Source organism: Subdoligranulum sp. APC924/74, from assembly GCF_003324125.1.
GTDB lineage: Bacteria > Bacillota > Clostridia > Oscillospirales > Ruminococcaceae > Gemmiger > Gemmiger qucibialis.
This window is the reverse complement of sequence record NZ_PSQF01000004.1, coordinates 15,665-41,383: the sequence shown is the minus strand read 5'-3', so window position 1 is coordinate 41,383 and position 25,719 is coordinate 15,665. Positions and strand designations below refer to the sequence as shown.

At 56.2% G+C, this 25,719-nt stretch carries 23 protein-coding genes and 1 riboswitch; of the genes, 16 read left to right on the top strand and 7 right to left on the bottom strand.

Going from position 1 to position 25,719, the window contains the following annotated elements; translation table 11 throughout:
- Positions 1 to 186 precede the first annotated feature (186 nt).
- Genes lepA through C4885_RS02645 form a run of 3 tightly spaced genes read right to left on the bottom strand, consistent with a single transcriptional unit; the run spans position 187 to position 3,984 of the window.
- Positions 187 to 1,995 (bottom strand): translation elongation factor 4, encoded by a 1,809-nt coding sequence (gene lepA, locus C4885_RS02655; protein ID WP_113998912.1) that lies wholly within the window; start codon positions 1,993 to 1,995, stop codon positions 187 to 189.
- Positions 1,995 to 3,203 carry an alanine racemase gene (alr, locus tag C4885_RS02650; protein ID WP_113998911.1) on the bottom strand — a complete coding sequence of 403 codons (1,209 nt, stop codon included), beginning with the start codon at positions 3,201 to 3,203 and terminating at the stop codon, positions 1,995 to 1,997. The genes lepA and alr overlap by 1 nt, the downstream gene beginning before the upstream one ends.
- Before the next feature lie 40 nt (positions 3,204 to 3,243).
- Positions 3,244 to 3,984, bottom strand: coding sequence for a tRNA 2-thiocytidine biosynthesis TtcA family protein (locus C4885_RS02645; RefSeq protein ID WP_113998910.1), 741 nt, complete (start codon positions 3,982 to 3,984; stop codon positions 3,244 to 3,246).
- Between the two features lie 494 nt (positions 3,985 to 4,478).
- On the opposite strand from C4885_RS02645, the gene rplM reads away from it, so the two are divergent.
- The 4 genes from rplM to C4885_RS02625 all read left to right on the top strand — a co-directional run bounded on the left by rplM (position 4,479) and on the right by C4885_RS02625 (position 7,477).
- Complete coding sequence (rplM, locus tag C4885_RS02640) at positions 4,479 to 4,910, top strand: 50S ribosomal protein L13 (RefSeq protein WP_113998909.1); 432 nt, start codon at positions 4,479 to 4,481, stop codon at positions 4,908 to 4,910.
- A 17-nt stretch (positions 4,911 to 4,927) separates the two neighbouring features.
- The gene (gene rpsI / locus C4885_RS02635; RefSeq protein ID WP_113998908.1) at positions 4,928 to 5,326 is read left to right on the top strand and encodes a 30S ribosomal protein S9; all 399 of its coding nucleotides are present in this window, start codon (positions 4,928 to 4,930) and stop codon (positions 5,324 to 5,326) included.
- Between the two features lie 130 nt (positions 5,327 to 5,456).
- Positions 5,457 to 6,584 (top strand): 3D domain-containing protein, encoded by a 1,128-nt coding sequence (locus C4885_RS02630; RefSeq protein ID WP_113998907.1) that lies wholly within the window; start codon positions 5,457 to 5,459, stop codon positions 6,582 to 6,584.
- Between the two features lie 377 nt (positions 6,585 to 6,961).
- Positions 6,962 to 7,477: a transporter gene (locus C4885_RS02625; RefSeq protein ID WP_113998906.1), complete on the top strand. Its 516-nt coding sequence runs from the start codon at positions 6,962 to 6,964 to the stop codon at positions 7,475 to 7,477.
- Positions 7,478 to 7,587: 110 nt separating this feature from the next.
- Here the strand turns inward: C4885_RS02625 and C4885_RS02620 are convergent, their stop codons facing one another.
- The gene (locus C4885_RS02620; RefSeq protein WP_113998905.1) at positions 7,588 to 9,255 is read right to left on the bottom strand and encodes a formate--tetrahydrofolate ligase; all 1,668 of its coding nucleotides are present in this window, start codon (positions 9,253 to 9,255) and stop codon (positions 7,588 to 7,590) included.
- Between the two features lie 53 nt (positions 9,256 to 9,308).
- Positions 9,309 to 9,399, bottom strand: a riboswitch (ZMP/ZTP riboswitch).
- Between the two features lie 79 nt (positions 9,400 to 9,478).
- Positions 9,479 to 10,825, bottom strand: a complete 1,347-nt coding sequence (locus C4885_RS02615; protein ID WP_113998904.1) for a butyryl-CoA:acetate CoA-transferase — start codon at positions 10,823 to 10,825, stop codon at positions 9,479 to 9,481.
- A 569-nt stretch (positions 10,826 to 11,394) separates the two neighbouring features.
- Here C4885_RS02615 and coaD point away from each other — a divergent pair.
- From coaD to C4885_RS02575, 8 genes are all read left to right on the top strand, one after another.
- On the top strand, positions 11,395 to 11,883 hold the full coding sequence (coaD, locus tag C4885_RS02610; RefSeq protein ID WP_113998903.1) for a pantetheine-phosphate adenylyltransferase: 489 nt from the start codon (positions 11,395 to 11,397) through the stop codon (positions 11,881 to 11,883).
- A 99-nt stretch (positions 11,884 to 11,982) separates the two neighbouring features.
- A complete protein-coding gene (locus tag C4885_RS02605) occupies positions 11,983 to 13,197 on the top strand; it encodes an acetyl-CoA C-acetyltransferase (RefSeq protein WP_113998902.1) in 1,215 nt (404 codons plus the stop codon).
- Positions 13,198 to 13,215: 18 nt separating this feature from the next.
- Entirely contained in the window at positions 13,216 to 14,001 is a 786-nt protein-coding gene (locus C4885_RS02600) for an enoyl-CoA hydratase-related protein (RefSeq protein ID WP_113998901.1), read from the top strand.
- A gap of 183 nt (positions 14,002 to 14,184) precedes the next feature.
- A complete protein-coding gene (locus C4885_RS02595) occupies positions 14,185 to 15,057 on the top strand; it encodes a 3-hydroxyacyl-CoA dehydrogenase family protein (protein WP_113998900.1) in 873 nt (290 codons plus the stop codon).
- A 132-nt stretch (positions 15,058 to 15,189) separates the two neighbouring features.
- Complete coding sequence (locus C4885_RS02590) at positions 15,190 to 16,359, top strand: acyl-CoA dehydrogenase family protein (protein WP_113998899.1); 1,170 nt, start codon at positions 15,190 to 15,192, stop codon at positions 16,357 to 16,359.
- Between the two features lie 16 nt (positions 16,360 to 16,375).
- Positions 16,376 to 17,161 carry an acryloyl-CoA reductase electron transfer subunit gamma gene (acrB, locus tag C4885_RS02585; protein WP_113998898.1) on the top strand — a complete coding sequence of 262 codons (786 nt, stop codon included), beginning with the start codon at positions 16,376 to 16,378 and terminating at the stop codon, positions 17,159 to 17,161.
- A 17-nt stretch (positions 17,162 to 17,178) separates the two neighbouring features.
- Entirely contained in the window at positions 17,179 to 18,279 is a 1,101-nt protein-coding gene (acrA, locus tag C4885_RS02580; protein ID WP_113998897.1) for an acryloyl-CoA reductase electron transfer subunit beta, read from the top strand.
- 274 nt (positions 18,280 to 18,553) lie between these two features.
- The gene (locus C4885_RS02575; RefSeq protein WP_371681615.1) at positions 18,554 to 19,921 is read left to right on the top strand and encodes an NCS2 family permease; all 1,368 of its coding nucleotides are present in this window, start codon (positions 18,554 to 18,556) and stop codon (positions 19,919 to 19,921) included.
- Positions 19,922 to 20,014: 93 nt separating this feature from the next.
- Here the strand turns inward: C4885_RS02575 and C4885_RS02570 are convergent, their stop codons facing one another.
- Together C4885_RS02570 and C4885_RS02565 are read right to left on the bottom strand one after the other, a co-directional pair.
- Positions 20,015 to 20,728: a hypothetical protein gene (locus C4885_RS02570; protein WP_113998895.1), complete on the bottom strand. Its 714-nt coding sequence runs from the start codon at positions 20,726 to 20,728 to the stop codon at positions 20,015 to 20,017.
- A 117-nt stretch (positions 20,729 to 20,845) separates the two neighbouring features.
- Positions 20,846 to 21,406 carry a 5-formyltetrahydrofolate cyclo-ligase gene (locus C4885_RS02565; protein WP_158538786.1) on the bottom strand — a complete coding sequence of 187 codons (561 nt, stop codon included), beginning with the start codon at positions 21,404 to 21,406 and terminating at the stop codon, positions 20,846 to 20,848.
- A gap of 241 nt (positions 21,407 to 21,647) precedes the next feature.
- Here C4885_RS02565 and rfbC point away from each other — a divergent pair, with 241 nt between their 5' ends.
- The 4 genes from rfbC to C4885_RS02545 are packed head-to-tail and all read left to right on the top strand — an operon-like array spanning position 21,648 to position 25,714.
- On the top strand, positions 21,648 to 22,214 hold the full coding sequence (gene rfbC, locus C4885_RS02560) for a dTDP-4-dehydrorhamnose 3,5-epimerase (protein WP_113998893.1): 567 nt from the start codon (positions 21,648 to 21,650) through the stop codon (positions 22,212 to 22,214).
- 15 nt (positions 22,215 to 22,229) lie between these two features.
- Positions 22,230 to 23,027, top strand: coding sequence for an ABC transporter permease (locus C4885_RS02555; RefSeq protein ID WP_113998892.1), 798 nt, complete (start codon positions 22,230 to 22,232; stop codon positions 23,025 to 23,027).
- A gap of 12 nt (positions 23,028 to 23,039) precedes the next feature.
- Positions 23,040 to 23,822, top strand: coding sequence for an ABC transporter ATP-binding protein (locus C4885_RS02550; protein ID WP_113998891.1), 783 nt, complete (start codon positions 23,040 to 23,042; stop codon positions 23,820 to 23,822).
- Between the two features lie 5 nt (positions 23,823 to 23,827).
- Positions 23,828 to 25,714, top strand: coding sequence for a glycosyltransferase family 2 protein (locus tag C4885_RS02545; protein WP_113998890.1), 1,887 nt, complete (start codon positions 23,828 to 23,830; stop codon positions 25,712 to 25,714).
- Positions 25,715 to 25,719: the final 5 nt, after the last annotated feature.

Below are 25,719 nucleotides of genomic sequence, written 5' to 3'. Positions count from 1 at the left end.
GAAATAACACAAAACCACCCCTTGCCCCGACCGCACGGTAAAACCTTGTGCGGCAGGGCAGGGGGTGGTCGTTTTATATTCGGCCACTGGCCTAAATGCGCCGCGCCAAAAACAAACCCGCCGGGGCAGGCAGCTGTTGTGCTGCGCCGCCCCGGCGGGTGCTGCTATCTATGGTGCTGTAGTCAATCAGGTATCGGAATCCAGCTTCAGCACGGCGGTAAAGGCTTCGCTGGGCAGGGTCACGCTGCCCAGTTTGCGCATCTTCTTTTTACCGGCTTTCTGCTTTTCCAGCAGCTTCTTTTTACGGGTAATATCGCCGCCATAGCACTTGGCCAAAACATCCTTGCGCACGGCCTTGACTGTTTCGCGGGCAATGATCTTGCCGCCCACGGCCGCCTGAATGGGAATTTCAAACAAAGCGCGCGGGATGTTTTCCTTCAGCTTTTCGCAGATGCGGCGCCCCTTGGCGTAAGCGTTATCCGCAAATACGATCATCGAAAGCGCATCCACGATCTCGCCGTTCAGCAGGAAGTCTAGCTTGACCAGCTCGGACTGGTGCCAGCCCTCCCACGCATAGTCATAGCTGGCGTAACCGCGGCTGCGGCTCTTGATGGCGTCAAAGAAGTCATAAACAATCTCGCCCAGCGGAATCTGGTAATGCAGGTCCACGCGAGTCTCATCCAGGTAATCCATCGCAATGAGGGTGCCGCGCTTTTGCTGGCACAGGTCCATCAGCGGGCCAACATAATCGTTGGGGGTGTAAATGTGGGCATCCACAAATGGTTCTTCCGCCTTGGCAATGCGGGCCGGGTCGGGATAGGCGGAGGGGTTATCGATCACTTCCACCGTGCCGTCCGTCAAGGTCAGCCGGTACTGAACACCGGGGGTGGTGGTGATCAGGTCAAGGTCGAACTCGCGCTCCAACCGCTCGGTGATGATTTCCATGTGCAGCAGCCCAAGAAACCCGCAGCGGAAGCCGAAGCCCAGGGCCGCACTGGTTTCCGGCTCAAAGCTCAAGGCGGCATCGTTCAGCTGCAGCTTTTCCAGCGCATCTTTCAAATCAGGGTAGTCGGCGCCATCGGCGGGGTAAATGCCGCAGAACACCATCGGCGTTACCTGGCGGAAACCGGGCAGAGCTTCCGCCGTGGGGGCTTCGGCCAGGGTGATGGTATCGCCCACGCGGGTATCGCGCACGGTCTTGATGGAGGCCGTCAGGTAGCCGACTTCACCGGCCTCCAGCTTATCGCAGGGGGCCAGGGCAGTAGCACCCATGTGGCCCACTTCCACCAGCTGGAAGGTTGCGCCGGTGTTCATCAGCTTGATGGTATCGCCGGGGCGCACGGTGCCTTCAAACACGCGCACATAGACGATAACGCCCTTGTAGCTGTCGTAAATGGAGTCAAAGATCAGGGCTTTCAGCGGGGCATCGGGGTCGCCCTGCGGGGCGGGAACATCCTGCACCACGCGTTCCAGCACTTCGCGGATATTGATGCCCATCTTGGCGCTCACGCGCGGGGCATCCATGCAGGGCAGACCGATGACATCCTCCACCTCCTTGGCGGCGGCATCCGGGTCAGCGCTGGGCAGGTCAATCTTATTCAGGATGGGCACAACTTCCAGGTTGTGGTCAATGGCCAGGTAGCAGTTGGCCAGCGTCTGGGCTTCCACGCCCTGGCTGGCATCCACCACCAGGATGGCACCCTCACAGGCAGCCAGGCTGCGGCTGACTTCGTACTGAAAGTCAACGTGGCCCGGCGTGTCGATCAGGTTGAACTCGTATTCCTTGCCGTCATCGGCGTGGTAGTGCATGGTAACGGCGCGGGCTTTGATGGTAATGCCGCGCTCGCGTTCCAGCTCCATGTCGTCCAGAATCTGGTCCTCCATGGTGCGCTTGTCCACGCTGTCGGTCAGCTCCAGAATACGGTCCGACAGTGTGGACTTGCCGTGGTCAATGTGGGCAATGATACAAAAGTTGCGAATATTGTCGCGTGCCATCAGGTTTCCTCCAAATCGTTCCAGATACGCACCGGCGCGCCGTCCCGCAGGTAAACACGGGGAACCCGGCGGCTGATGCCGCAGATAATTTCATAGTTGATGGTGCCGGTCTTAGCTGCAATGCTGTCGGCGGTATCTGCGCCGATCGCAGCGTTTTCAGGGCCGAATACCGTTACTTCATCATTCATTTTAACATCGGGGATGTCGGTCACATCCACCAGGGTCTGATCCATGCACACCCGGCCGATTATCGGGGCGGGCTTTCCGCGGATGCTCATAACCCCCGCATTGGGGTTGCCATTGCTGCCGGAAAGCGCGCGGGGGTAGCCGTCCGCATAACCAACGCATACGGTGGCAACCTTGCGGGGCGTGTTGGCTGTGTAGGTGCGGCCATAGCTCACGCTCTCACCGGGTAAAAGGTCCTTTACAAATTCCACAACACTTTTCAGCGTCATGGTGGGGCGCAGGCCGTCAAAATGCACTTCCGGGCTGGGGTCCAGCCCATACAGGATAATGCCTGCGCGGGTCAGGCTGTGGTGCCATTCCGGGTGGCGCATTTGTGCGGCAGAGTTGGCGCAGTGGATGGTGTGCAGGGCAACGCCGTCCGCCTGCAGCCGCTGCACGGTGCGCTCAAACAGGGCGTGCTGGGCTTGGGTGTAGGCTTCGTTTTCCGGCGTGGTACTGTCTGCCACGGCAAAATGCTGGAAAATACCGCTGAAGTGCAGCTTGGGCAGGGCGGCGCAGCGCTCCATGGCAGCGATTGCCGCCTCAAAGTCAGAACGCACGCTGAACCCAATGCGTCCCATACCGGTATCAACCTTAAAGTGGCAGTATACCTCCACGCCGGCGTTTTGGGCGGCAGCGGAAAGCGCCTTGGCATACTCTTCGGAATAGACGGTCTGGGTAATGCAGTTGAACGCCAGCTGATCCACCTGCAGCGGGTCGGTGTAGCCCAGGATCAAGATGGGTTTACTGATCCCGTGGCGGCGCAGGTGCCGCGCTTCGGCCAGGCAGCTGACCGCAAAAGCGGCTGCACCGTTTTCTTCCAGCCAGGGCCCGACCACAGCGGCGCCGTGGCCGTAAGCGTCCGCCTTGACAACGCAGCACACCGGCGCGCCCACCGTCTTTTGGATCAGTGCCAGGTTGCTCTGCATAGCATCCAGATCAACCAATGCCCAACAATGCTTTTCGTACAGTTCGTTCGTCATTGCAATCCACCCCATTTCGATACAAAACACAACGGGGAATCTAGCCCCGCGTGTGCCCGGTATGCAGCGGCCGCCAGCCGTCAATGCCGCTTTGCTGCAAAGCGTGCAGTGTTTTCTGACGGAAAGCCGGGTCGTCCCGGCTCATCTGCTGCACAAACAATTTGGTCTGTTCGCGCACTGTGGCGCCATCAGCCGGGCAGCGGCTTTTGATGATGGGCAGCCCGGCGTGGTATACCGCGCTTTTTACCTCGCTTTCGGTGGCAAAGATCATTGGCCGGATCAGCGTAATGTTGCGCTGGTCCAGATAGGTCACGGGCGAAAAACACCCAATACGGCCTTCCCGCCAAAGGTTCATGTAAAAAGTCTCCACGGCATCATCCAGGTGGTGCCCCAGCGCCACTTTGTTGCAGCCGAGTTCCTGCGCGGCAGCGTGCAGTGCCCCGCGCCGCATTTTGGCACACAGCGCGCAGGGGTTCGGCTCTTTGCGGTAATCAAATACCACGGGGCCGATATCCGTGCGCCGTATTTCGTAAGGAATGCCTTCCTGCGCAAACAGGTCCGCAAGTGGCTGGTAGTCGGCTTCCACCCCGCCAAAGCGCGGGTCCAGCGTGACCGCCATGACCTCAAACGGAACGCCGAGATACCGCCGCAGGTGTCCCAGTGCCACGGTCAGCGCAACGCTGTCCTTCCCGCCGGAAACACCAACGCATACCCGGTCGCCCGGTGCGATCATCTCGTAATCCTGCACTGCCTTGCGCAGCAGACCCTCCAAGCGCTGCATGCCCGTTCCACCTTACCTTTATACACTCTAAGACGATACTATAAACATCGCTATTATAGCACATCCTGCTGCCCAATGCCAACAGCCGCAGCCAAAATGGAAGAATTTTATCAAAGCACCGCACAGGAGCTGCAAAAACAAAGCCGCGCCCGCGCCGCAGTTTGGTTGGCAAAGCAGGGCAGGGGAAAAAAACGGAAACCAGCAGACTGCACAAAGCGGGCAGAACACTTTGCTGCAGGGTACACAAAAACAGGTGCAAAAGGCAAAACAGTAAAATGCCGTTTGCGAAAACGTTAGAAAACAAGAGAAAACACAAGAAAACAAGAGCTACGCGAGAATAAAATGATTTTGTTTGCAAAATCCCTTGACGAAACAGCGCGTATTTGCTAAAATCATACTTGCGCGAAATCAGCGCAGTGCCGTGCTGTGCATTGCGCTTTGAATAAACCGAAATGATTCGGATGCGTCACTATAAAGTATGGAGGATTCAAATCATGAGCACTACTCTCGCTAAGCCCGCTGAGATGGTCGACCGCAAGTGGTATGTTATTGATGCTGCCGGCAAACCGCTCGGCCGCGTTGCTGCCCAGGCCGCTGTCCTGCTGCGTGGTAAGAACAAGACTACCTTTACTCCCAATGTTGACTGCGGTGACCATGTCATCGTGATTAACTGCGACGAAGCTGTTCTGACTGGCAAGAAGCTGGAAAAGAAGTATCATCGCACCCATTCTGGCTGGATCGGCGGCCTGAAGGAAACCCAGTATAAGACCTTGATGGCTGAAGCCAGCGATAAGGCTATGACCTACGCTGTTAAGGGCATGGTTCCTTCCAACACCCTGGGCGCTAAGGCTATGACCCGCCTGCACTGCTACAAGACTGCTGAGCATGCACATGTTGCCCAGAAGCCCGAAGTTGTGGAATTTTGATAAGGAGGCAATAGAAGATGTACGAAACTAAACAGTATTTCTACGGCACTGGCCGTCGTAAGCATTCCGTTGCCCGCGTCCGCGTCTACAATGGCACCGGCAAGATTACCATCAACAATCGTGATATCGACGATTACTTCGGCCTGGAAACCCTGAAGCTGATGGTCCGCAGCCCGCTGGCTCTGACCAACACCGATGGCAAGTTCGACATCGTGATTAACGTTGTCGGCGGCGGTACTTCCGGCCAGGCTGGCGCTATCCGCCACGGCCTGTCCCGCGCTCTGCTGCAGTTCGACCCCGAGCTGCGTAGCACCCTGAAGAAGGCTGGCTTCCTGACCCGTGATCCTCGTATGAAGGAACGTAAGAAATACGGTCTCAAAGCAGCTCGTCGCGCTCCGCAGTTCAGCAAGCGCTGATTTATTCAATCCGATTCTTATTATGTCGGCTCATTTTGGGCCGACATTTTTTATGACGTGTTTTCTGTTACAGTCAGGAACATAGTGCCTGCCCGTTCAGGCAGTTGGACTTGATGTGGAAGGGGAACTTATGTTATCAACAAAAACAAAAGAGCATATCCGGCGCCGTGCCGCGCTTGGATTGCCGCGGTGGGGAACTCTGCTGGTAAGCCTGGGGGCGCTGGCGGGCTGTGTGGCCTTCACCGGCAGCCAGCTGCATGTGGTTAAAATTACCGATACCCACGGTGCACAGGGCATGGCTATCACCTCGGCGCATGATATCAAAACGCTGATGCAGCAAACCGGCATTGCGGCACCCGATACCGAGGACGAGCTGGAAATTACCGAGGATGCAGGCCTTGACCAGATCCACATCCTGCGCGCTTACACCGTGCCCGTCACGGTGGACGGCGGTGTGCAGGAGGTTGTGGTGACCGGCGGCACCGTGGGAGATGCTCTGGCGGAAGCCGGCATTACCCTTGGCCCAGATGACTGGATTGAGCCTGCGCTGGATACCCCGGCCCAGGAAAACACCACGGTGACCATCCAGCGGGTGCGCTATGAAGAATACACTCAGGACGAAGTGATTCCCACTGAGACCCAGTATGTGGAAACCAGCCTGTTCTACCGCAAACAGAGTAAAGAACAGCTGATCCAGCAGGGCAGCGACGGCCTGTGCAGCGTGAGCTACCGGGAAACCTATGTGGATGGCGAACTGACTGACACAACAGAAACGAACCGCGAAACTGTGATAGAAATGGTGCCCACCATTATAAAACACTATGACGAGCAGGCACCTGTCAGCTCCTTCGTGGGCCCCGAGATCGTGGACGGCAAACCATGCGAGGGCATTGCGGCGACTTATACCGCACAGCGTTCCACCGGGTATTCGGCATCGCCGACGGCAAAAGGATCTTCGGGGCGGCGGCTGACCTATGGTACGGTGGCGGTCAACCCCAATGTGATTCCCTATGGCAGCCTGATGTATATTACCTCTGCAGACGGCCGGTTTGTGTACGGTTATGCTTATGCGGCAGATACCGGCACAGCCATGATGACGGGGAGCGCATTTATTGACCTGTATTACGAGACTTACTCCGAAAGCGTTGATAATGCAGTGATTGCCGTGAATGTGTATGTGCTGGACAGCGATACCGCAGCCAAGTATAAAGAAGAAAACGACGCCATTTTAGCGGCAGATAATACGCCCGGATTATAAAGGCAATACCGCATAATTCTAAGTGCCGATACGGCGGGCGAGGTGCGGCAGATGCTAAGCCAAAAGCGCAGATAATACTGGATGTCTTATCGAGCATTTTGGCAACGCAGATGCCGTGCCGCAGCTGCCGGAGCGGTGCTTAAGCCGCAAGGCGGGAATTGTGCGGTGTTGCCTAAAAATAAACAGCAGACAAAAAAGCGCCTGCCGCACGTTGCTGTGCGGCGGGCGTTTTGCATAACACCTGATATAAAATTTTATGCAGTACGCGGCAGCGGTTATCTGCTATAATACAAGCAACAAGCAAAACAGGTGTATCGGAAAACAGAGAAACGGGCTGTATTTTCAGCTTTTAAGATACACCCCAAGGGAGTAGAAACATGAATACAAACAACAAACACCCCCATTTTTCCCGCACGGTGCTGCATAACGGGGAAGAACGCGTAAAACGCATCTTTCGTGACCAGCTGGCCGAGTTGGCCGGCCTGCTGGAAGTGGGCATTTCGCTGCTGGTTGTGGTGGCGTTGATGCTGGCGGTGGTGCCGCTGATCAAAATGCTGCCCGGCCTGCTGGTGGATACCAATGAAGTGGAAATCAGCCTGTTTTTGCAGCGCGCGCTGGATATCGTCATCGGCATCGAGTTCATCAAGATGCTTGCCAAGCACAGCCCCGGCAGTGCGCTGGAAGTGCTGCTGTATGCCATTGCCCGCCATATGATCGTTGGGCATGAATCGGCAGTGGAAAACTTTATCAGCGTGGCATCCATTGCGCTCATCTTCTTTGTGCGCAAGTTCCTGTTTGTTCCGGCGTTTGGTGCAACCATGCCCGGCGGCCGCAAGGCACCGGATATTGAGAAGATGGAAAAACAGGATACGGCAGGGGAGAGCGAAGAATAAGCCACTGAAAAATCAGCCAAAACAAAGGCTCCGCAGCTGGGCATTTGCCTTTGCTGCGGAGCTTTTTGGCATATTATGTAAATTTAAGCTGTTTCAGGGATAAAACGCCATCAGAACAACCCGGTAATGCGGCCTTCTGCGTCCACATCAATATCCATGGCGGCGGGGTGCTTGGGAAGGCCGGGCATCGTCATAATGCTGCCGCAGATGACGACCACAAACCCAGCACCGGCGGAAAGGCGCACTTCGCGTACATTCATTTTAAAGCCGGTGGGGGCGCCGGTCAGCTTGGCGTTATCGCTGAAAGAATACTGCGTTTTGGCAATGCAGACAGGCAGCTCGCCGTAGCCCATGGCGGCCAGGTCGTCCAGCATCTTCTTGGCGGCGGGAGTGTAGGTCACGCCGTCAGCACGGTAGATTCTTTTGGCAACTGCTTCGATCTTCTCCGGCAGAGAAGCGCCCAGATCGTAGGTGTACTGGATGGGCTGGGGGGCTTCCGGCATGATGGAAAGAACGGTCTCGGCCAGGGCTTTGCCGCCCTCGCCGCCCTTGGCGAACACTTCAGACAGGGCGCACTTGACGCCTGCCTTGGCGCATACTTCCTCGATTACGGCCATCTCTTCCGGCGTGTCGGTGGGGAAAGCGTTGATGGCAACGCAGACGGGCAGGCCAAAGCCGTTCTTGATGTTGTCAATGTGGCGCTCCAGGTTGGCCGCGCCCTTGCGGACGGCATCCACGTTAGGCTTGTTCAAATCCGGCTTGGCAACGCCGCCGTGGGATTTCAGCGCACGGACGGTGGCAACCAAAACCACCGCAGAGGGGTGCAGGTCCGCCATGCGGCACTTGATATCCAGGAACTTTTCAGCGCCCAGGTCGGCACCAAAGCCTGCTTCAGTCACAACGTAATCGGCCAGCTTCAGGCTCAGTTTGGTGGCAGTCACGCTGTTGCAGCCGTGGGCAATGTTGGCAAAGGGACCGCCGTGGATGATGGCGGGGTTGTTTTCCAACGTCTGGACCAGGTTGGGGTCAATGGCATCTTTCAGCAAAGCCGCCATTGCGCCTGCTGCGCCGATCTGCCCCGCAGTGACCGGCTGGCCATCGTAAGTATAAGCACACACAATGCGGCTCAGGCGGTCTTTCAGGTCGGCCAGGTCGGTGGCCAGGCAGAAGATCGCCATGACCTCGCTGGCAACGGTGATGTCAAACCCGTCCTCACGCGGGGTGCCGTTCACCTTGCCGCCCAGGCCGTCCACAATAAAGCGCAGCTGGCGGTCATTCATGTCCATGCAGCGCTTCCAGGCGATGCGGCGGGGGTCAATGTTCAGCGGGTTGCCCTGCTGGATAGAGTTGTCGATCATGGCAGCCAACAGGTTGTTTGCGGTGCCAATGGCGTGAATATCGCCGGTAAAGTGCAGGTTGATATCTTCCATGGGCACAACCTGGGCGTAACCGCCGCCCGCAGCACCGCCCTTTACACCGAACACGGGCCCAAGGGAGGGCTCACGCAGGCAGAGCATCGTCTTTTTACCCATGGCGTTCAGGGCGTCCGCCAGGCCAACACTGGTGGTGGTTTTGCCCTCGCCAGCAGGGGTGGGGCTGATGGCAGTCATCAGGATCAGCTTGCCGTCTGGGCGGTCACTGTGGATCAGCTTGTGGTTGATCTTGGCTTTGTAACGGCCATAAGGAATCAGGTCCTCGTCCGTAAGGCCCAGTTTTTCAGCTACTTTGGCAATGGGCAGCATTTTGGCTGCCTGTGCAATTACAATGTCGCTCAGCATGTGGCATTCCTCCGTTTACAAAAAATAAAGGGCTGCGTACACCATACATCAGTGTATGCAGCCCAGACGGTCGGCTTAATGCAGGGAATAGCCCGCTTCCCCGGTGGTCATACCCACCAGATTCCGTCAGTCAGCGGCCCTGCGCTATTGTTACTGTATCACACCGGCACACAGTTTGTCAAGCCAATTTTTGGCGGATACAAGCAGAATAAAAAACAACGGATCAGCGCTTGCTGCTCTTGCGCCACAGGCCCATCTTTTCGGCGTCGGCAATCAGCTGCTCACGGAAATCTGGGTGGGCAATGTTGATCAGGGCTTCGGCACGCTCCCAGGCGGTCAGGCCCTTCAGGCGGGCAACGCCGTACTCGGTCACCAGATAATCGGTGTTGGCGCGGGTATCGGTCACAACACTGCCGGGGTGCAGCGTGGGACGGATGCGGCTTTCGTTTTGGCCGGTCTTTTTGTTAAAGAAGGTGGAGGACAGGCAGATGAAGCTCTTGCCACCCTTGGAAAGATAGGCACCCAGCACAAAGTCCAGCTGGCCGCCTGCACCGGAAATGGCACGGGTGCCGCTGCTTTCGGCGTTCACCTGGCCATACAGGTCAACGTCAATGGCGTTGTTGATGGAGATAAAGTTATCCAGGCTGCTGATCACCCGCACATCGTTGGTGTAATCAACGGGTACAGACATACACTCCGGATTGTTATCCAGGTAGTCGTACATCTTTTGGGTGCCGGCACCGAATGCATAGACCTGGCGGCCGTTGTCAATGTTCTTGCAGCGGCCGGTAATGCGGCCGGCCTTTGCCATATCTACAAAAGAGTCCACATACATCTCGGTATGTACGCCCAAATCTTTCAGGTCGCTCTCGGCAATCATGGCGCCGATGGCGTTGGGCATGCCGCCGATGCCAAGCTGCAGGCAGGCGCCGTTGGGGATGCGGTCCACCACCAGGCGGGCAACAGCCTGGTCAACTTCGGTGGGGGCACCGCCGCCGCCCAGCTGGTCGATCGGCGGGTTGTCACCCTCGATAATGCCGTCAACCTGGGAAATGTGCAGGCAGTTGTCGTAGCCGCCCAGGCAGACCGGCATGTTCTTGTTCACTTCCACAAACACCTTGTCGGCCTTGCGGGCAGCATCGGCCAGATGGCTGGCGCAGGGGCCGAGGTTGAAGTAGCCGTGGCTATCCATGGGGGCAACCACAAACACCGCAATGTTCAGCGGGTCGGGGCTTTCGCGGTAGTAGCGCGGCAGCTCGGAGTAGCGCAGGGGAGAATAGTAAGCGTAACCGGCGGCAACGGCCTTGCGCTCAATGCCGCCCATATGCCAGCTGTTCCAGCAGAAGTGCTCTGCCTGATTTTCAATCTTGAAGATTTCCGGCACATGGCACAGGATGCCGCCGCGGAATTTAATCCCGTGCAGCTCCGGCAGGCGCTTGGCCAAAGCAGCGTCAAAGCTGACAGGGGTGCCGATGGCCCAGCCGTAATCGACCCAATCGTCATCCTTGACCAAAGCGGCAACGCGGTCGGCCGTTGTCAGTTTCTGTGCATAAACAGTGTTAAAATCCATTTCTACAAACAGCTCCTTTGTTTATTCCGCAAAAACTGCTTATGCAATCTTTGCGGATTTGCTTACCTATTTATATAATGTTTATGGGGCGGTACGCTGCTCTGGCGGTACTCACAGTGCGGATGCCTGAAAATCAGCCGCCCGGTGGCGTGGCGCGCTGCCCGCAGCGGGGGGGCCCCGCCGGAAGAATGGCGGCACAGCACCACAACCATTGATATTATTTTAACATTATATTGACGCTTGTCAACCAATAAAGTTCATTTTTTGCCCCCAAAACGTGCAAATCGGGTGGATTTTGTACATTCCACTGAAACAGTCCAGAAACTTATGTCGGATTTTTAACAGATAAGCCATTGACAAAAGCTTAACAAAAGTGTAAAACTATAAGTGTGAGCCAAACGGATCCCTGAAATAGGAGCCGGAGTTCACTTGCAGCACCAGGCAGGCGGTACGGTCTGCGGCGGGGGTTAAGGCCCGCCCATTAAACGCGCGGCGCGCATGGTGCTTTTATTTCCGTCCAGGACTGTTAGATTTTTAACAGCTTTGGCACTGCAGAGGAACTAAAGATTATGCCCATTGCAATGTATCCCGGCAGCTTTGACCCCGTTACACGCGGCCACCTGGATATTATCAAACGCAGTTCCCGCATGTTTGATACCCTGATCGTTGCCGTGCTAAACAACAGCGCCAAAACCCCGTTGTTTACCGTGAAGGAAAGGGAAGAGATGCTGCGGGAATGCTGCAAGGATATCCCCAATGTCAAGGTGATGAGCTTTGACGGCCTGACAGTCAACTTTGCCCAACAGCAGCACGCCACCGTAATGGTGCGGGGGCTGCGCGCCGTAACGGATTTTGAAAACGAGATCCAGCTGGCGCACACCAATCACGCGCTCTACCCGGGAATCGAAACCGTGTTTCTGTCAACGTCCCTGAAATGGAGCTACCTTTCCTCCACCATTGTGCGGGAGGCTGCCCATTACAACCACGATGTTTCCAAGTTCGTTACCCCCAATGTGGAAGCTGCCCTGAAGAAAAAAATCCGTGAGGGTAAAGTTTGACCCCCAAAAACGTGCTTTGTCGGGTCGCTAAGGCCTGTAAAGATACAAAGGATTCCCAACCGTCTAAATAAGATTCATATTTTTAGGAGGCTGTTTCTTATGAAGAAAATCGTTATCGCATCCGCATGCCGTACTGCTATCGGCAAGTTCGGCGGCACCCTGGCCAATGTTCCTGCTGTAGAGCTGGGCTCCATCGTCATCAAGGAAGCCCTGAACCGCGCCAATGTCAAGCCGGAGCAGGTTGACCACGTTTACATGGGCTGTGTTATCCAGGCTGGTCTGGGCCAGAACGTTGCACGCCAGGCTTCTCTGAAAGCCGGCCTGCCCATCGAGACCCCCGCTGTCACCGTCAACGTTGTCTGCGGCTCTGGCCTGAACTGTGTGAACATGGCTGCCCAGATGATCGAAGCAGGCGATGCTGACATCGTTGTTGCAGGTGGTATGGAAAACATGGATATGGCTCCGTTCGCTATGATGAAGGGCCGTTACGGCTACCGCATGGGCTACCCCATGGGCAAGAGCGAGCTGGTGGACACCATGGTCAACGATGCTCTGTGGGATGCAACCGGCTGCAACATGCACATGGGCATGACCGCCGAGAATGTCTGCACCAACGAAACCTACCAGAAGAAGTACGGCTACAGCCCCATCACCCGTGAGATGCTGGATGAGTTCTCTTACCATTCTCAGGAGAAGGCAGCCAAGGCTATCGCTGACGGCGCTTTCAAGGATGAGATCGTTCCCGTTGTCATCAAGGGCAAGAAGGGTGACACCGTGTTTGATACCGATGAAGGCCCCCGCATGAGCTCCATGGAAGTTCTGGGCAAGCTGAAGCCCTGCTTCAAGAAGGATGGTATCGTTACCGCTGCAAACTCCTCCGCCATCAACGATGGCGCAGCTGCTCTGGTTATCATGAGCGAAGAAAAGGCCAAGGAGCTGGGTGTTGAGCCTCTGGCTACCTGGGTTGCCGGTGCACTGGCTGGTGTTGAGCCGGAAGTCATGGGTCTGGGCCCCATCGCCGCAACCAAGAAGGTTATGGCAAAGACCGGCCTGACTGTTGATGATATGGACCTCATCGAAGCCAACGAAGCATTCGCTGCACAGTCTGTTGCAGTCGGCCAGGCTCTGCACTTTGACCAGGCAAAGCTGAACGTCAACGGCGGCGCCATTGCTCTGGGCCATCCCGTTGGCGCTTCCGGCGCTCGTATCCTTGTCACCCTGCTGTACGCCATGAAGCATCGCGGCGCACACAAGGGCCTGGCTACCCTGTGCATCGGCGGCGGCATGGGCTGCGCCACCATCGTGGAAATGTAATTTACGGAGGAATTGACAATGTCCTTTGTTACGACTGAAATTCAGGGCGCTGTTGCGATCGTCACCATTGACCGTCCCAAAGCCCTGAATGCACTGAACCCCGAAGTTCTGGCTGACCTGAAGGCCGCTTTTGAAGCCATCGACCAGAACACCGTGCGCTGCGTTGTTCTGACCGGTGCAGGCGACAAGAGCTTTGTTGCCGGTGCTGATATCGGTTCCATGTCCACCATGACCAAGGCAGAAGGCGAGGCCTTCGGTAAGCTGGGCAATGATGTGTTCCTGGAGATCGAAAGCTTCCCGCTGCCCGTTATCGCAGCTGTCAACGGCTTTGCCCTTGGCGGCGGCAATGAGCTGGCCATGAGCTGCGATATCCGCATCTGCTCCGATAACGCCGTCTTCGGCCAGCCCGAAGTTGGCCTGGGCATCACCCCTGGCTTCGGCGGCACCCAGCGTCTGGCCCGCCTGGTTGGCATGGGCATGGCAAAGCAGCTGGTTTACTCTGCCCTGAACATCAAGGCAGACGAAGCCCTGCGTATCGGCCTGGTCAACGCTGTTTACCCGCAGGCTGAATTGATGGAGAACGTGATGAAGCTGGCAAATAAGATTGCCAAGAATGCTCCCATCGCAGTCCGCCACTGCAAGAAGGCCATCAACGAGGGCATCTCCAAGCCCATCAACGAGGCTGTTGCGGTTGAAGAAAAACTGTTTGGCGATTGCTTCGAAACCCACGACCAGGTGGAAGGCATGCAGTGCTTCCTGAGCCGTGAAAAGCCGAAACCCAAGGCAGTGTTTACCAACAACTGATTTTGAAAGAAAAATGAATAAAGGATAATGAATAATGGTGGTGGATCACAGCGCTGCGCGCTGTTCAAAAGGGCCGGGCGCTGTGGCTGCACCAAAGTTCATTATTAAAATTGTGCCGCTTGCGGCACACCTTCATTCTTCCTTTTTCTCTATTCATTATTATTTTTAACAGGAGGCACAACTATGAAAGTTGGCGTTATTGGCGCTGGCACTATGGGCCAGGGTATTGCTAAGGCATTTGCACAGACTGAGGGCTTCACTGTTGCCCTGTGTGATATCAAGCAGGAATGGGCCGATAAAGGCAAGGATAAGATCGCAGCTGGCTATGCAAAGCTGGTTGCCAAGGGCAAGCTGGATCAGGCTGAAGTTGACCGCCGTATGGCTGCCATCACCGCTGGCCTGAAAGAAGATCTGTGCGCTGACTGCGACCTGATCGTTGAGGCTGCTTTTGAGGATATGAAGGTCAAGCAGACCACCTTTGGCGAGCTGGACAAGATCTGCAAGCCGGAGTGCGTCTTTGCTTCCAACACCTCTTCTCTGTCTATCACTGAGATCGGCAAGGGCCTGACCCGTCCCCTGGTTGGTATGCACTTCTTCAACCCCGCTGACCGTATGAAGCTCATCGAGGTCATTGCAGGCGTGAACACCCCCGCCGAGACTGTTGAGACCATCAAAAAGATCAGCGTTGAGATCGGCAAGACCCCCGTTCAGGTCAACGAGGCTGCTGGCTTTGTTGTCAACCGCATCCTGATCCCCATGATCAACGAAGCTGCTTTCATCAAGATGGAAGGCGTTTCTGACATTGCCGGCATCGACACCGCTATGAAGTTGGGTGCCAACCATCCGATGGGCCCCCTGGAGTTGGGTGACTTCATTGGCTTGGATATCTGCCTGGCCATCATGGACGTTCTGTACAAGGAGACCGGCGACAGCAAGTACCGCGCCTGCCCGCTCATCCGTAAGATGGTTCGCGGCGGCAACCTGGGCTGCAAGACCGGCAAGGGCTTCTACGTTTACAACGCAGACCGCACCAAGACCGCTGTTGATGCCCTGTAAAATTTGAAACAATCTCTCCTGACGGAGTGCAAAATCTCCGTCAGGATTGATTTGTTCAGTCGCCTGCAAACCTGCCCTTGCGGCTTTGGCTGCGGGGCGGCGGGCGCACTGTTAGATAAGGAGGATACCGTTATGGATTTTACTCTGTCCAAGCAGCAGGCTATGGTACAGAAAATGTACAAAGAATTTGCTGAGAACGAAGTCAAACCCCTTGCCAAAAAGGTTGACGCGGAGGAATATTTCCCCAAAGAGACCGTTGAAAAGATGGCAAAGCTGGGCATGATGGGCATTTACTTCCCCAAAGAGGTCGACGGCGCAGGCGGCGATGTGCTCTCCTACGTGATGGCTGTTGAGGAAATGAGCAAGGTTTGCGGCACCACAGGTGTTATCCTGTCCGCCCATACCTCCCTGTGTGCTGCTCCTATCTATGAGAACGGCACTGCAGACCAGAAGGCAAAGTACCTGCCCAAGCTGTGCAGCGGCGAATGGCTGGGTGCTTTCGGCCTGACTGAGCCCGGCGCCGGCACCGATGCACAGGGCCAGCAGACCTTTGCTGTGGATGAGGGCGACCATTGGAAGCTGAACGGCTCCAAGATCTTCATCACCAACGCTGGCTATGCTGATGTCTTCATTATCATTGCTGTTACCGGTTTTGTGACCGACAAGCGCGGCCGCAAGCAGAAGGAAATCTCCGCGTTCATCGTGGAGCGCACCGACCCCGGCTTCAAGGTCGGCAAGCCCGAAGATAAGATGGGCATTCGTGGTTCTTCCACCTGCGAGCTGATCATGGAAGACTGCATCATCCCCAAGGATCGTCTGCTCGGCGTTAAGGGCAAGGGCTTCCAGCTGGCTATGGCTACCCTGGATGGCGGTCGTATCGGCATTGCCGCACAGGCTCTGGGCATCGCAGAGGGCGCAATCGACGAGACTGTTGCCTATGTCAAGGAGCGCAAGCAGTTTGGCCGTTCCATCGCTCAGTTCCAGAACACCCAGTTCGAGCTGGCTGAGATGAAAGCCCGCGTTGACGCTGCCAAGTACCTGGTTTACAAGGCTGGCCTGAAAAAGCAGCAGGCCATGAACGGCACTAAGGTCCGTTACAGCGTTGAGGCTGCCGAGGCTAAGCTGATTGCAGCCCGCACCGCCAGCGATGTTACCCGCCGCTGCTTGCAGCTGTTCGGCGGTTACGGCTACACCCGTGACTACCCCATCGAGCGCATGATGCGCGATGCCAAGATCACCGAGATCTACGAAGGCACCAGCGAAGTGCAGATGATGGTCATCTCCGGCGCGCTGCTGAAGTAAGGAGGCAAGACGTACAATGAAAGCTATTGTTTGTGTCAAACAGGTTCCCGATACACAGGGCAAGGTTGCTGTCAAGGCTGACGGCACCATGGACCGTGCTGCGATGGCAACCATCACCAACCCCGACGACCTGAACGCCGTTGAGGCTGCCCTGCAGCTGAAAGATGAGACCGGCTGCGAAGTTGTTGTTGTTACCATGGGCCCGCCGCCGGCAGAAGGCATGCTTCGTGAGCTGATCGCCCGCGGTGCTGACCGCGGCGTGCTGGTATCTGCCCGTGAGTTCGGCGGTTCCGATACCTTTGCAACTTCCCAGATCCTGGCAGCTGCCGTTAACAAGATCGGCGTTGGCCCGGAGGATATCGTTTTCTGCGGCCGTCAGGCTATCGACGGCGACACTGCACAGGTTGGCCCGCAGATTGCTGAAAAGCTGCACCTGCCCCAGGTCACCTATGTTACCGATATCAAGAAGGACGGCAACTCCCTGATCGTCAAGCGCCAGCTTGAAGATGGCTACATGGAGCTGAAGGTGAACACCCCCTGCCTGCTGACCTGCATCAAGGAGCTGAACACCCCGCGTTACATGAGCGTTTCCGGCATTTTTGAGTGCTATGACAAGCCCGTTGAAGTGTTCGACTACAATGCTCTGAAGGATGATCCCCTCATTGAGACCGACACCATCGGCCTGAAGGGCTCCCCGACGAACGTTTACAAGTCTTTTGCTCCCCCGGTCAAGGGCGCCGGCATGATGGTTGAGGATGCTGCCCAGCTGGTTGGCATCCTGAACGACAAGCACCTGATTTGAGAGAGGAGAGAAGTACAATGGCTGAATTCAATGCAATGGACACCGCCGCCTTCAAGGGCGTGTGGGTATTCTGCGAACAGCGCGAAGGCCAGGTACAGGCCATCAGCTATCAGCTGCTGAGTGAAGGCCGCAAGCTGGCCAACGACCTTGGCGTTGAGCTGTGCGGCGTTGTGATGGGCAGCGAGGTCAACGAGGACTACCTCAAGGCTCTCGGTGGCTACGGCGCAGACCGCGTTTACTATATCGACAGCCCCCTGCTGAAGGACTACACCACCGATGGCTATGCCAAGGTTCTGTGTGACCTCATCATGGAGAAAAAGCCGGAAATTATGCTGATTGGCGCTACCAACCTGGGCCGTGACCTTGGCCCCCGCTGCGCAGCCCGCCTGCACACCGGCCTGACTGCTGACTGCACCCACTTGGATGTGGATGTCGCCAAGTATAAGGACTTCCTGCGCACCACCTCCACCATTGATGTGGACAACACCAAGTTTGAAGAGAACACCAACCTGAAGATGACCCGTCCCGCATTCGGCGGCCACCTGATGGCCACCATCATCTGCCCGCGCTTCCGCCCGCAGATGTCCACCGTGCGCCCCGGCGTTATGCAGACCCAGCCGTTCGACGAAGCTGGTGCTGCCAAGGTTGTTGTTGAGAAGGTTACCCCCGCTCTGACTGCTGACGATATCCATGTTGAGATCCTGGACATCAAGAAGAGCGCTAAGAAGCTGGTTGACCTGATCGGTGCTGATGTGGTTGTTTCCGTTGGCCGTGGTATCAGCTCTGACCCCGAAAAGGGCATTGCCCTGGCCGAAGAGCTGGCTGGTGCCCTGGGCGGCGTTGTCGGTGCTTCCCGTGCCGTTACCGATGAAGGCTGGCTGTCTGCTGACCATCAGGTCGGCCAGACCGGCAAGACCGTGCATCCCCGCATCTATGTTGCTCTGGGCATCTCCGGTGCCATCCAGCACGTTGCCGGCATGCAGGATTCCGAGACCATCATCGCCATCAACAAGAATGAAAATGCCCCCATCTTCGGCATTGCTTCCTATGGCATTGTTGGCGACCTGTACAAAGTCGTTCCCGAACTGATCAAGGAGATCAAAGCCGCCAAGGCATAATTTCTGCTGCTCATTTAAGGGCCGTACCCGCAGGGGTGCGGCCCTTTTTGCTGCCCGGCGGCAGGGCGGGGAAGAGCGGCAGATAAATGGTTTGACGCAGAACTGCAATTATTTTCACAAATACCGTTTACAAATGCAAAGGAATAGGCAAGAATAAAAATGTTGCGTCGTTTGCGGAAACCTGCGGCGCGGCGGGCATGCCTGCTAAAAAATCCCGCTGTGCGGGCGCTTTTGGTGTGCCCCGGAAGTAACGTTTTGAAAACGGAGGTACATCATGGAAAAATTCTTCCACCTGAAAGAGAACCACACAGATGTAAAAACCGAAGTCATGGCCGGTATCACGACCTTTATGACGATGGCTTACATTCTTGCGGTCAACCCCAACATTCTGTCTGCAGCCGGTATGGATGCAAAGGCAGTTCTGATCGCCACTTCTCTGGCAGCATTTGTCGGTACCATGCTCATGGCGTTCCTGGCAAATTACCCCTTTGCACTGGCACCCGGCATGGGCCTGAACGCCTACTTTGCCTACACCGTTGTCCTCTCCATGGGCTACAGCTGGCAGATGGCTCTGCTGGCCGTCTTTGTTGAAGGCATCGTCTTCATCGTGCTGTCCCTGACCAATGTGCGCGAGGCCATCTTCAACGCCATCCCCCTGACGCTGAAATCCGCTGTCAGCGTGGGCATTGGCCTGTTTGTTGCCTTTGTCGGCCTGCAGAACGCCAAGCTCATCGTCAACAGCGATTCCACCCTGCTGACCTACCAGCACTTCAAGGGCGAAACCTTCCACAGCGTTGGCATCGGTGCTCTGCTGACTCTGATCGGCGTGCTGCTGATCGCCGTTATGCTCATCAAGAACGTCAAGGGCGCTATCCTGTACGGCATTATCCTGACCTGGGTGCTGGGCATCATCTGCGAACTGACCGGCATCTATGTGCCGGATGCAGAAGCTGGCATGTACTCTGTCATCCCCACCGCATTCGTCAGCTTTGACTTCAGCTCCCTGGGCAATACCTTCGGCCAGGTGTTCAACCTGGATTTCACCAACTTTAATATTGGCAACTTCATCGTTGTTATGTTCGCTTTCCTCTTTGTCGACCTGTTCGATACCCTGGGCACCCTGATTGGTGTTGCGTCCAAGGCCGATATGCTGGACGAAGAGGGCAAGTTGCCCCGCATCAAGGGCGCCCTGCTGGCTGACGCTATCGCAACCAGCGCCGGTGCTGTGCTGGGTACTTCCACCACCACCACCTATGTTGAAAGTGCTTCCGGCGTTACCGAGGGCGGCCGCACCGGTCTGACCGCAGCTACCACCGCTGTGCTGTTCCTGCTGGCCAGCATTTTCAGCCCCCTGTTCCTGACCATCCCTTCCTTTGCAACTGCTCCGGCCCTGATCGTTGTTGGTTTCTACATGATGGGCGCTGTTGCCAAGATCAACTTCGACGATATGACGGATGCCATCCCGGCTTTCCTGACCATCCTGGTCATGCCGCTGGCTTACAGCATCTCCGAAGGCATTGCAATCGGCGTTGTTTCCTGGACGCTGATTAACCTGCTGTCCGGTAAGGCTAAGGAAAAGAAGATCACCCCGCTGATGTATGTTCTGACCGTGCTGTTCATCCTAAAGTACATCTTCCTGTAATTATAAGTTACAGCATTGCCAATAAAATGCGCCTGTGCTTGCTTTGAGCACAGGCGCATTTTTTATGCAAATTTTTGAAAGAGCGGTAAAAAATTAGCCAACAACCGCGGGGGTAGCCAGCAGCTCATCCGGAAGTTCGCCGTAATCTTCAGCGGATTCCTTGCTCATATTGTAACCAAAAGTTACACCAAGGGCGTTGGCGGCATCCGTCATCAGGGCGTCTACATCCACCAGTTCGCTGCCAGCCATAACGAACAGAACCTTGTCGTCAAAAGTGGCAACGCTGGCCTTGTCGGCCGCCACGCAGACCCACTTGTGCATGTCAATGCCGTCCAGCATGGCTTCGGCAATCTCATCACCATTGGCTTTGTCTTTCAGGCGCACCAGTACCATGCAGTAAGCCTGGCTGCCGACACCTGGCTCGCTGGTTACAGCGGCATCCACCTTGGTGATCTGCTCTTCGTTCAGGCCGGTCTGGTAGGGGTACCACTCGGCGTTGGTCAGGTCCACGGCGGTCGTTTCCACCATCATCAGGTCAACCGGGTGTGCGGCATAGATCTGGTCCACAATGCCGCTCAGCTCGGCATCCGGTTCCGGCTGGAGCGCAGCACTGCTGTCCTCCGGGTCAACACCGAAACCGGGATCGATCTCCATGTCCGGGTCCGGCTTGGTAGCCGGGGCGTTCAGGATGTCATCCGGGATGGCCGTTGGCTCCGGCGCTGTGGAGGAAGACGCGCCGGAATTTCCGCACGCAGCAAAGCTGGCAGCCAGCAGGGCAGCAGCCAGAAATAATGTCAGCTTTTTCATAAAAAATCTCCTTTATCTTGCGCGGCCCTGTATGATGCAGGGCTGCGTAGGTTGTGTTGTTGGAATGCGCAGCGGGGGCAAGCAGGGGGGCAGGGTGCGGCAAATGCGCCACTGTTTTTATTTTACCCCATTTTCCGTCAATATTTCACCGGGGGTAAAGGGAACATCCCATTCGTCCGTGGGCAGCGCGGGAAAGACCAGTGCCTCCGGGCAGAGCAAAAGTTTGGGGCCGGTCTGCCCAAAGCGGGTAAGAAACCGGTCATAATACCCGGCTCCGCGGCCAAGGCGCACCCCCTGCTTGTCCACAGCAAGGCAGGGAATCAAGGCCAGTGCGCCCGGCTCCAATGCGGCGATGGTGCGGCCGCCGCAGGGCTCCAGAATCCCGTACCGCCCCGGCTGCAGGTCGTTCAGGCTGGTGATTTCCACAAGCTCCATCCGCCCGTCATTGCCCGGCAGGCAGCGCGGCACGCACAGGCGCTTGCCGCTGACCAGGGCCTGCTGCAAAATAGCGGTGGTGTCCGGTTCGTCCCGCATGGAAACAAAGCAGAACACCGTGCCCGCCTGCCGCCATGCCGGCAGGGCAAACAGTTGCTGGGTCATGGCAGCGCCGATGGCGTGCAGGTCCAGATTTTTGCGCAGTGCCTTGGCCTGTGCGCGTGCCTCAGTTTTTGTCATCATGTTCACCTCGCATCCATTGTAGCATAAATTTGCGGGATAGGGGAAGGCCGGCCGCAATGTCATTTTCTGTTTTACGGTGCCCTCTTACCCAAATAAACGGATTTTTCCGCCCATTTGTTACAGCAAGGCGGCCATTTATTCAGGAAGTCTTGCGCAAAAACCGGAAACAGAATATAATGTATCTGTATTATTATGTTATTCTACGGGCAAAGCCCGAACGATAAAAGGAGAATATGAAAAAATGGGTAAGTTTAATTTTATTGAAACCGAAATCCCCGGCGTTGTTGTGATCGAACCGACCGTGTTTGGCGATGACCGCGGTTATTTTATGGAGACTTATCAGATCGACGATTTCGCCGCCGCCGGGATTGACAAGCCCTTTGTACAGGATAACCAGAGCCGCTCCACTAAGGGCGTGCTGCGCGGCCTGCATTTCCAGAAGAACCATACCCAGGGCAAGCTGGTGCGTGTGACCATGGGCGAAGTGTACGACGTTGCCGTGGACTGCCGCCCCAACAGCAAAACCTTTGGCAAGTGGGTGGGTGTGACCCTTTCCGCCGAGAACAAAAAGATGTTCTATATCCCGGAAGGCTTTGCCCATGGCTTTCTGGTGCTGTCTGATGTGGCGGAATTCTGCTATAAGTGTACCGACGTATATGATCCGACCGCAGAGGGCGGTATCCCCTATGATGACCCGACCGTCAACGTTCAGTGGCCGGACTGCGGCTGCGAGCATAAGACCAGCGCCAAGGACAAAGAGCACACGCCCTTTGCCGAGCAGAAGTTTGAATACTTTGAAAAATACTGATTCAGGGGAACCGATGTGCAGAATTTAAAAAACTCGTTTGCAAGTTTCTGGAAATACCGCTACCTGCTGCAAAACCTCATCACGCGGGATTTTAAGCTCAAGTACCGCCGCAGCGTGCTGGGCGTTGCCTGGAGCGTGCTCAACCCGCTGCTAACCTGCCTTGTCATGTGGGCTGTGTTCGGCGCGCTGTTCAACCAGCGCGGGGATGGCATTGAGGATTTCCCGCTGTTTTTGATCATTGGCCAGTTGATGTTCAACTTCTTCCGCGAATCCACCAGCATGGCGATGGAAAGCGTGCTGAAAAACGGCCCGCTGCTGCGCAAGGTCTATATCCCCAAGTACATTTTTCCACTGGAAAAATGCTGCTTTGCGCTGGTCAACTTCTTTTTCAGCCTGGTGGCGCTCTTCTTTGTAGCGTTGGTTACCTGGTCCCATATTTCGCTGCGCACGGTGCTGCTGGCGGTGTATCCCATTGTTATGCTGTTCGTTTTCAGCCTGGGCGTTGGGCTGATCCTGTCCACGATGTATGTCTTTGTGCGCGATATCATGCACATCTGGGAGGTCTTCTGCACCCTGCTGGTATACGGCAGTGCCATTTTCTATGACCCCAGTCAGATGGCATCCTGGATGCAGGCTGTCATCAACCTGAACCCCATCTACTGGTACATCACGGCGGTGCGTTCTTGCGTGATGTGGGGCACCGGCCTGACCCTGAACATGGTGCTGATTCCTTTCCTGTGTTCTGCGCTCAGTCTGGGGATCGGTGTGTATGTATTCAAAAAGAACCAGGACAAATTTGTCCTGTATATGTAAGGGGGCTGCAAGATGAGCGAACAAAAGCAACAGCCCATTATTTCCATCGACCATGTTTCGATGCGTTTTAACCTGGCAAAAGAAAAGCACGAAAGTCTGAAAGAATATTTTGTGGCCCTTTTGCACGGCGGTGTGCGATTTGATGAATTCTTCGCCCTTTCGGATGTTAGCTTTGACATTATGCCGGGGGATTTTTACGGCTTGATCGGCCTGAACGGCTCCGGCAAAAGTACGCTGCTGAAAGTGATTTCCGGCGTCTACAAGCCCAGCGCCGGTAAAGTGACGGTGAACGGCACCATTGCGCCGCTGATCGAACTGGGTGCCGGTTTTGACATGGATTTGACCGCGCGGGAAAACATCTACCTGAACGGAACGGTCCTGGGCTATACCCCCAAGTATATTGATTCCAAGTTTGACGATATTGTGGAGTTCAGCGAGCTGCAGGAATTTTTGGATGTGCCGCTGAAAAACTATTCCTCCGGCATGGTGGCGCGCCTGGCCTTTGCCGTGGCAACCATGACCAAGCCGGATATCCTGATTGCGGATGAGATCCTTTCGGTCGGTGATTTCCTGTTCCAGGAAAAGTGTGAGAAGCGCATGGCGGAGCTGCTTTCCGGCGGCACGACCGTGATTCTGGTCAGCCATTCCATTGAGCAGATTGAGCGCATGTGCAATAAGGTGGCCTGGCTGGACCACGGCCACCTGCGCCGCCTTGGCCCCACCAAAGAGGTGACGGCGGAATACCGCAAGTTTGAAAAGAAGGACGCCATGAAGGCGGACAAAGTGGAGGGATAAGGCGCATGGCACAGGACCCGAACCAGAACCGCCCGGCGGATGTGGCCCAGGCGGACAGTGTGGGCGGCATGGCCAAACGCCTGCTGAACCCCGCCCATTTGTCAGACCTTGCCCGCCGCAGTGCCGCCACCCTGAAAGAGCAGGGTGCCGAGCAGCTGTGGCGCGATGTGACCTTCCGCGTGGGGCTGGCGTTCCACCATGATTCCTGGCAGCACCGGGCAGACCTGCCCCTGCGCCGGGAGCTGAAAGCCCAGCGCGCCGAGTACGCAGACGGCAAGCCGGGACCGGTGGTAAGCGTTGTAGTGCCACTGTACAACACGCCGGAAAAGTTCTTTGGCCAGATGCTGGCCAGCGTGCAAAAGCAGACCTACCCCCACTGGCAGCTGGTGCTGGTGGATGCTTCGGACGCAGCCCATGCCGCGTTCAGCACCCATGCCAGCAAGGCCGCGGCAAAGGATCCGCGCATCCTGTATAAGAAAGTGGAAAACGGCGGCATTGCGGCCAACACCACGGCAGGCTTTGCGCTGGCAACGGGAACGTATATCGCCCTGCTGGACCATGACGATGTGCTGTACCCCAACGCGCTGTATGAGAGCGTGAAAACCCTGCAAAGCCAGGGAGCCGAGCTGGTGTACAGCGATGAGATCGTGCTTTCGGCGGATTTGAAACAGCTGGGCGGCTACCACTTTAAGCCGGACTTTGCGCCGGACTATCTGCGCGGGGTCAACTTCATCACCCATCTGGCGGTGTTCTCCCGCGCATTGCTGGACCGTGCCGGTGCATATGAATCCAGTGAGTACGATGGTGCACAGGACCATGACCTGATGCTGCGCCTGACCGAACAGACCACGCGGGATAAAATTGCCCATATCAAAAAGGTGCTCTATATCTGGCGCGGCCATGCGGGTTCCACCGCGGCGGGCATGGAGGCGAAGCCCTATGCTCTGGCGGCCGGTGTGCGCGCGATTGATGCCCAGCTCCAGCGGCTGAACCTGCCCGGCAAAGCCATGCAGGTGGAGGGGGTGCCCGGCGCGTTCCAGGTGCGGTATGAACTGACCGGCCACCCGCTGGTCAGCGTGATGATCCCCAACAAAGACCATATTGACGATTTGGACCGCTGCCTGAAAAGCCTGTATGCCAACGCAGGCTATGATAACTTTGAAGTCCTGGTCATTGAAAATAACTCTGAACAGCAGGAAACATTTGCCTACTACAAAACCATGCCGGAGCGTTACCCCAACAGCCGGGTGGTGACCTATGTGGGGCCGTTTAACTTTTCTGCCGTCAACAACCTTGGTGCGCGCTTTGCCAAGGGCGAGCATCTGCTGCTGCTGAACAACGATATCGAGGTACTCAGCCATGATTTTCTGCGGGAGCTGCTGAGCTATTCCCAGCGGCCGGATGTGGGTGCTGTGGGCGCAAAGCTCTATTACCCGGATGATACCATCCAGCATGCGGGCGTGATTATGGGCATCAACGGCAGTGCAGGCCACAGCCACAAGAGCTACCCGCGCAAGGCTGTGGGCGATTTGTACCGCCTTGTCACCACGCAGGACTATATGGCCGTGACGGGTGCCTGCCTGATGACCAAAACGGAGCTGTACCGCGCGGCGGGCGGCCTGGACGAAGCCAAGTTCGCCGTGGCCTATAACGATGTGGATTACTGCCTGAAGCTGTGGCAGAAGGGCCTGCTGAATGTGTACACCCCCCGTGCCGAAGCCTACCATTACGAGAGCAAGAGCCGCGGGCTGGACACCACCCCGGAAAACGCCGCCCGCTATGCCCGCGAAAAGGCAAACTTTTACACGAAGTATCACGAATATATTGATCATTATGACCCGTACTATAACCCGCATTTCAACAACCTGTTTGAAAACTTTGGGCTGAAATAAAACGG